The following is a 7,281-nucleotide window of genomic DNA, read 5'->3' as shown; positions in this document are numbered from 1 at the left end:
AAGCTCAGCGACAGCAAGCCGTCTGGCGTTTTGAAATGCGGGATGAACAACAGCCGGACGTTCGTTTAGGGAACGAGTTGCAGGTCAATTTGATCGAATTGAAAAAGGCAGATCGATTAGAGTTGAATTCGGGGTCTTTAAGGTTTTGGATTGAGTTTTTGGAGCATTGGCAGAGTCTGGTTCAGATGGTGGATATACCTTATGAGCCAGTGAAAAAGGCAATGGAGCGATTGAAGATGATTAGTGCAGATGATGAAGAGCGTCGGTTGGCATTTGTGCGTCAACGGGCGATGCATGATGAAGCGACCTTGTTGAAGGAGGCGAGAGAGGGTGGTTTTGAGCAGGGCATTGAAAAAGGTATTGAGCAAGGTATCGAAAAAGGTATAGAGCAAGGAATTGAAAAAGGCATTGCACAAGGCGTTGAAAAAGGTCGCCAAGTCCAAATGCGTGAAACGGCTCTAAATTTAATATCAATGAATGTTTTAACCGATGCACAGATTGCGCAGGCGTCGGGTTTGAGTGAATCAGAGGTTATGACTTTGCGAGACGATGGTAAGCACTAATCTGATATGGAAGTGTTTTATCATCTTTGGGAGATTAAGTCGAAGCATCGATTTGGTCATTCAGCTGAGTTTTAAAGCCAACCACTGATTTGTTAGTGGTGCACAAAGCCGATGGTTTATCTTAGGCACTCTACCCACCTCTTCCAGAGAGCCGCCGTGAATAGGTCCGTGTAGGCTTGAATGCCGCATCCATGCGGCATGCACTCTCTGAAAGTGATGGGCAGAGTGCCTTTAAGAGTGTTGTGGTGTATTTGGCTTTTTAAAAGCATTAAAGTTTAGGTAGTAAGTTCAGCCATTGAGTTGGGTTTACGGCTTTTAAAGGATAAATAACATAAGGATCAGGATGATCATCATGCAAAATTTCGATTTGTTAGACCCTCGTAACGACTATGTGTTTAAACGCATTTTTGCTGAAGCGCCAGATTTGTTGGTGCATTTGATCAATGATGTGCGGCCAGATTTACCGAGTATTACATCGGTAGAGGTTTTAAATCCAAGCATTAATCCAGCTGAGTTGACAGGCAAATACATCATTCTCGATGTGCTGGCGCAGGATGCGGAGAATAACCGCTATAATATTGAGATGCAGGTACGCCGTTACAATGCATGGGGTAAGCGCAGCGCGTATTATTTGGCGCGGATGTTGAGTGAGCAGTTGGATGCGGGGATGGATTATGCCAAGCTGCAAGCCGCGGTTGGGATCCATCTTCTGGACTTTGATTTATTTATGGATAATGAGGCTCAGCAGCAACAGGCGGTTTGGCGTTTTGAAATGCGAGATGAAAAGCAGCCGGATGTGCGCTTAGGGAACGAATTGCAGGTCAATTTGATCGAACTGAAAAAGGCGGATCGATTAGAGTTGAGTTCGGGATCTTTGAGGTTTTGGATTGAGTTTCTGGAGCATTGGCAGAGTCTGGTTCAGATGGTGGATATACCTTATGAGCCAGTTAAAAAGGCAATGGAGCGATTGAAGATGATTAGTGCAGATGATGAAGAGCGTCGATTGGCATTTGTGCGTCAACGGGCGATGCATGATGAAGCGACCTTGTTGAAGGAAGCGAGGGAAGGTGGTTTTGAACAGGGCATTGAAAAAGGCATTGAGCAAGGCATTGAAAAAGGTCGCCAAGCCCTGATGCGTGAAACGGCACTTAAGCTTATTGCCCAGACCGAAATGGACGATGTGATGATTGCAGAGCTGTCAGGTTTAAGTGTGGACCAGGTTGAACAGTTGAGGCTTAAAGCTAACCACTGATTTTTTAGTAGAGCTAGCTGACTGTTTAGCTTAGGCACTCTACCCACCCCTTCCAGAGAGCCGCCGTAAATACGTCCGTGTAGGCTTGAATGCCGCATCCATGCGGCATGCACTCTCTAAAAGTGATGGGTAGAGTGCCTTTCGGGGTTTGCATTGAACTAAACGTATAAAGCAAAAGCCTGAGTGTAAACAGAGTCAGCAAACTGGCTGCAAGTTTATGGGCCCGTCCAAAGTTCATACATCGCCTTAACCAAACGGCTTATACGCCTTCTGCATTCGCTGTCCTTTTTTCAAATCATGGTTTTCATCAAGCAACTCGGCTTTGAGTCGTTCTATGCGTTGGCTCATGCCTTGGTCGGCATCTTTTATTTGATTCAGAATTTCAGCCAAACGTAGGCTTTCTTGTTCGGATTGCACGGGGCGTTCGGAGATGTGATCGCGTAGTTGCAGCAAGAGCTTTTCGCGTTCGTTTTGCAGCAACTCTAGCGCTGCCCAATCCCTTGCATCTGTATAGGACAGCGCTTGTCGGGTCAGGTCCGATAACTTTTCGGCTAGGGACATTAAGGTCATGCACGCGTCTCCAAAGATAGAATAAACATTTTTGCTAAAGTTAAGTGTGCGCGAGTCGATAACTGAATTCAACCACGGTGCTTTGAATCAAATATGAAAAAAGTTCTAAAGGTTCTGACAAAGTGGGCGATATAGAGATCATAAGCTCAGTTGACATGTCAGTCAGCTGTTGATGAATAAAGACGCATACGGGCATTCCGATGCACTCTGAGGAGAGACTCTCATGGCTATGGTAATTAACTCAAATATTCAGTCACTCAACGCGCAGCGTAACCTGAGTAATGCTCAGAACGATATGAAAACTGCCATGGAGCGTCTGACCAGTGGTAAGCGCATCAACTCTGCTAAAGATGATGCAGCAGGTTTAGCGATTGCAAACAAGCTGACGTCTCAAGTACGAGGCCTAGATCAAGCGGTCCGTAATGCGAATGATGGTATCTCCTTGATCCAAACAGCTGAGGGGGCGCTTGAAGAATCCACCAACATTTTACAGCGTATGCGTGAGCTGTCACTTCAATCAGCCAACGGAACTTACTCATCTGGCAACCGTGGAACTTTGAATGCTGAGGTTACTCAGTTAAAAGCTGAATTGGATCGTATCGCGACGACAACAAGCTTTAACGGTCAGAATATCCTAGACGGTTCAATGGGCGAGCTAAGCTTACAAGTTGGCGCTCAATCGAATCAGACTATTACTACTGGGATTAAAGAATTGTCAACCAGTACTTTGGGCGTTGCTCAGACCGCTGGTATTTCTTCTCAGGGTAAAACAGATGCAGCTGCATCGATTCCCGGTTTAGGTACTGGCGATCTGATAATAAATGGTATTGCGATAGGCGCGGCCATTACTGATGCAGATAAGTCATCCGTTGCTGCTAAATCAGGAAGCGCTATATCCGTCGCTGCAGCCATTAACGAGAAGACAGCTGAAACAGGTGTGGTTGCAACCGTTGGTGAAACTCGTCTGGGTGGTACTACTATGACTGCTGGTGCTGGTACCGGCGATATTAAATTAAATGGTGTAACTATTGCTTTAACTACATCTACTGATGCAGCAGCCAGCAGAAACGCTGTTGTTAGCGCTATAAATGCTAGATCCTCCGAAACAGGGGTAACGGCAATCGATAGTGGTACTGACAATGGTGGTGTTTCGTTGGTTGCTGCCGATGGTAGAAATATCGCGATAGTTATAGGTGGTGAGGGTGGTGCTACTGAGCTAACAGCTGCTAAAACAGGGTTAACGTCTGTGATTGTAGGCGCTGCAGGCGCAATTCCACCAGCTACTGTTGGTAATGTGACTACGGGTAGTGTTTCTCTCTCTTCAATTGATGGCAAAGATATCAAAATTGAGTCAGGTGCAACTGGTAACGCTAGAGATGCTGGATTTTATGAAGGCACTTTTAAAGGCAATCAAGCTCAGATTACATCTGATTTAGGAGCAAATTTAACAGCAATCCAATCGGGTGATGTTGTAATCAATGGCGTAACTGTTGGACCTTCTAATGCGCTTAGTGATACAGCATCTTTCGCCAACAAGGATGCTAGTGCAATTTCAAAGGCTGCTGCCATTAATAAGGTTTCTGATCAGACAGGTGTTACAGCTGTTGTTAATGAAAATGTGGTTAGAAATAACATTGGCCAAGATACTGCAGCCGGTGGCGTTGTTTCGGGAACAATTAACGGTGTTGCAATAACAAACTTTACTGTTATAGCTGGTGCAGATGCAGCAGAAACCCGACAGGCGTTTATGAATGCGGTAAATCAAATCTCAGGCCAAACAGGTGTGACTGCCAGAGACACTGGAGAGACTGGTACAACAGGTGGCGGTGGTGTTGAATTGATTGCTGCTGATGGTCGTAATATTACTACCAATTTCACTACAGATAATCGTGTATTAGTTGGTGCCCAACTTGGAAATGGTGGTGTGTTAACTCAAGCGGGTAGCTTTACCTTAAATTCTGATAAATCCATCACAGTAGAGCGTGGATCATCAGATGCCATTGCTAACTCTGGTCTTCGTGTCGGTACTTACGGCGCAGCGGATAGCGGCGGTGCTCTAAAAAACATTGATATTTCGACTGCAAAAGGTGCTCAAGACGCAATCTTTGCAATCGATAATGCAATAGAGACAATTAGTTCTATTCGGGGTGATTTGGGTGCGGTGAGCAACCGCTTAGACTTCACCACTAAAAACCTTTCTAACGTTATGGAGAACGCAGCTGCAGCTCGTTCACGTATTGAAGATGCGGACTTTGCTAAAGAATCAGCGTCTTTATCTCGTGCACAGGTTCTTCAACAAGCGGGTACTGCGATGTTAGCTCAGGCAAATGCTGCACCACAGCAGGTCTTGTCTCTACTTCAGTAATTAAAAAGCTGGTAGGATAGACGGATAAACTAGCACCGCCCGCTTAACTGGGCGGTGCTGTCATTATATGAGGTGTGTTATGTCAGTCGAGTCCATGAATCTGACACCATCAGTCAGCCAAGAGCCTTTATCGCGTGTAACAGCACAGCCGGCATCTGAGTCTGCTGTAAAGGCAACGTCTAACAAAACTACACAAGAGCCTGAGCCTCAGGTATCGGTTGAAAAGTTAGAAGCGGCGGTTGAAAAGTTAAATGATTTAATGCGAAGTGATAAGCGTTCGTTAAATTTTTCTGTTGATCAAGATGCAGGGAAAGTTGTTGTTAAAGTGTATGATCAACAAACCAGTGAGTTGATTCGTCAAATTCCTACGGAAGAAACGCTAAAGTTTGCGGAGCATCTCGAAGGCATGATGGGTGTTATCTTTAGTGATAAAGCCTGATGTCTGTTTGAAGGATTAAGTGTGATGGCGAGTTAGCATATAACTGAGCTCGTTATTAAAAGAGAGGTGATGTATGAGTACAAATTTGGTCAGTGCACTGGGCGGTGGATCAGGTATTGATACCAAGACGTTGGTGTCGCAGTTGGTGGATATTGAAAAAGCCCCGACTCAACAACGTATTGACTCTCGTCAATCCACTCTTCAAGCTCAGATTTCTGGATATGGCGCACTTAAAAGCGCATTAAGCACTTTTCAAGGTATCCTAAAACCCTTATCTGATTCAAATACCTTTTCTGCTCGAAGTGTTGCTTTTACAGAAAGTAATACCGTCACGCCCACCAAGGTCGAAGCGAATGCGCTGCCAGGGACCTACCAAGTAGAATCCATAGGTCTTGCTCGTGTTCAGTCTTTGTCAATGGCGCCTGTATCAGACCCTAAGTCGGTGGTTGGTGAAGGTACTATTAATATTCGTTTTGGCCTATGGGATGGAACGAGCCAGTTTACCCAAAATACAGATCGTAATAGCCTTTCTATAGAAATAGACTCAACAAACAATACACTTGAAGGCATTCGGGATGCAATTAATGCATCCAACTCTGGAATACAAGCATCGATTGTTGCTAACGCAGGGCAGTTTCAGCTTCTGATTGCATCACCAACGGGTGAGCAAAATGCGTTAGAAATAACGGCAACAGGTGCGCTCACTGATTTAGACTATAGAGAAGGTTTTCAAAACTTAATCCAAAATCAAGCAGCGCAAGATGCAGAGCTTAAAATTAATGGTTTAACGGTTAAGCGCCCAAGCAACGAAATTACAGATGTTATTTCTGGTTTGACATTTAGTTTGAACCGAGCAAATCAAGGTGAAATTATTAACTTCACCATATCAGAAGATAAAGCGACGGGTGAGCAGGCTGTTCGTGACTTTGTTACCGCTTATAATGATTTTTTAACCTTTAGCCGAGGTTTAACTGGCTTTAGTCGCGATGAGGATAATCAGATCGTTAGGGGTGATTTATCCACTGACTCTATAGCAAGAGGAATGGTGCAGCAGATTCGGGATATGATGACTTCGGCTATCCCTGGTATATCGGGGGGTGCCTCATCTTTAGCAACCTTAGGTATCGAAACTCAACTGGATGGCTCCTTAGGGATCAATGAAACTTTATTTAACCAAGTTCTAACAAACAACTTCTCTGCTGTCTCAAACATATTTGCTCCCAAAATTGAAAGTAATACAGTTGGTGTTCAAGTAGAAAAAGGGTCTCAGTTTGCTAATACACAAGGAGGTTTGTATACACTTACTGAGGTAGTTCCGGGTACGAAAGGCCAAATTTCCGGTGATGCTTCAACGGTTGATTTTGGTACATTTGATACAGCGTCTGATACCTATAGTTTTCAAATACGTGTTAATAGTGTTGTGTCCAATACAATTACGTTACCTGCGGACACTCAGTACAGCAATGAGCAGGAGTTCGCTGCTGCGTTGCAATCCCTAATTAATAATGACAGTAACTTAAAGTCATCAAATATTTCATTGGATGTAAGCTTTGACTCAGTGTCAGGATCATTTAATTTTACATCTCGTGAGTATGGAAGTTCATCAAACGTATCCTTTGTTTCCGCTAATAATATGAGTGACTTCGGTATAAACACAGGGCTCTCAGGGACAACTGGCACGGATGCATCTGGTAAGATTAATGGAGTCGCAGGCTTTGGAGCAGGTAATGTTCTATTGCCAGCCATAGGTCAGCCAGGTGTTGGTTTAAACTTTGTTATACAAGACAATGCACCTTCTACTGCTGAAGTGCGAGTATCCAAAGGTTTAGGATCTGAACTAAATAGCCTGATTGCAGGTTTTTTATCTCGAGATGGTGGTATTAAGAATCGAGAAGACACGTTATCTAAGCAAGTAACGGTCGTCAAAGAAGAGCAAACCCGTTTGGATTCACGAATGGAAAAACGCTTTGACCAGTTGCAAGCTCAGTTTTTAGCGATGGAGCGTATCATTGCACAATTTCAATCAACGGGTAATCAGTTAGACGGTATTCTTGATCGTCTCCCCTTTACCGCCAGTCGTAAGTAATCAATA

At 44.3% G+C, this 7,281-nt stretch carries 7 protein-coding genes; 5 read left to right on the top strand and 2 right to left on the bottom strand.

The features are described from left to right. On the top strand, positions 1-563 hold a 563-nt coding region (locus D791_RS17045), incomplete at its 5' end, for a PD-(D/E)XK nuclease family transposase (protein WP_036514205.1). Positions 564-915: 352 nt separating this feature from the next. Further along, entirely contained in the window at positions 916-1,815 is a 900-nt protein-coding gene (locus D791_RS17040) for an Rpn family recombination-promoting nuclease/putative transposase (RefSeq protein ID WP_089503654.1), read from the top strand. A 25-nt stretch (positions 1,816-1,840) separates the two neighbouring features. Here the strand turns inward: D791_RS17040 and D791_RS20120 are convergent, their stop codons facing one another. Both D791_RS20120 and D791_RS17035 read right to left on the bottom strand, forming a co-directional pair. Beyond that, entirely contained in the window at positions 1,841-2,053 is a 213-nt protein-coding gene (locus D791_RS20120) for a hypothetical protein (protein ID WP_157682419.1), read from the bottom strand. A gap of 8 nt (positions 2,054-2,061) precedes the next feature. Beyond that, positions 2,062-2,385 (bottom strand): flagellar protein FliT, encoded by a 324-nt coding sequence (locus D791_RS17035; RefSeq protein ID WP_036514200.1) that lies wholly within the window; start codon positions 2,383-2,385, stop codon positions 2,062-2,064. A 223-nt stretch (positions 2,386-2,608) separates the two neighbouring features. On the opposite strand from D791_RS17035, the gene D791_RS17030 reads away from it, so the two are divergent. The 3 genes from D791_RS17030 (at position 2,609) to fliD (ending at position 7,275) form a co-directional block, all read left to right on the top strand. Beyond that, a complete protein-coding gene (locus D791_RS17030; RefSeq protein WP_036514198.1) occupies positions 2,609-4,750 on the top strand; it encodes a flagellin N-terminal helical domain-containing protein in 2,142 nt (713 codons plus the stop codon). 79 nt (positions 4,751-4,829) lie between these two features. Next, on the top strand, positions 4,830-5,189 hold the full coding sequence (locus D791_RS17025) for a flagellar protein FlaG (protein WP_051514648.1): 360 nt from the start codon (positions 4,830-4,832) through the stop codon (positions 5,187-5,189). Between the two features lie 73 nt (positions 5,190-5,262). Next, positions 5,263-7,275 (top strand): flagellar filament capping protein FliD, encoded by a 2,013-nt coding sequence (gene fliD / locus D791_RS17020; RefSeq protein WP_036514196.1) that lies wholly within the window; start codon positions 5,263-5,265, stop codon positions 7,273-7,275. Positions 7,276-7,281: the final 6 nt, after the last annotated feature.

Origin of the sequence: Nitrincola nitratireducens (genome assembly GCF_000585235.1) — a bacterium.
Lineage (GTDB): Bacteria > Pseudomonadota > Gammaproteobacteria > Pseudomonadales > Balneatricaceae > Nitrincola > Nitrincola alkalisediminis.
Note: the sequence above shows the minus strand (reverse complement) of the source record. Positions and strands in the feature narration are given on the sequence as shown.

Coding starts and splice junctions, on each gene's coding strand:
- D791_RS17040 (WP_089503654.1), top strand. CDS start 916: ATGCAAAATTTCGATTTGTTAGACCCTCGTAACGACTATGTGTTTAAA.
- D791_RS20120 (WP_157682419.1), bottom strand. CDS start 2,053: ATGAACTTTGGACGGGCCCATAAACTTGCAGCCAGTTTGCTGACTCTG.
- D791_RS17035 (WP_036514200.1), bottom strand. CDS start 2,385: ATGACCTTAATGTCCCTAGCCGAAAAGTTATCGGACCTGACCCGACAA.
- D791_RS17030 (WP_036514198.1), top strand. CDS start 2,609: ATGGCTATGGTAATTAACTCAAATATTCAGTCACTCAACGCGCAGCGT.
- D791_RS17025 (WP_051514648.1), top strand. CDS start 4,830: ATGTCAGTCGAGTCCATGAATCTGACACCATCAGTCAGCCAAGAGCCT.
- fliD (WP_036514196.1), top strand. CDS start 5,263: ATGAGTACAAATTTGGTCAGTGCACTGGGCGGTGGATCAGGTATTGAT.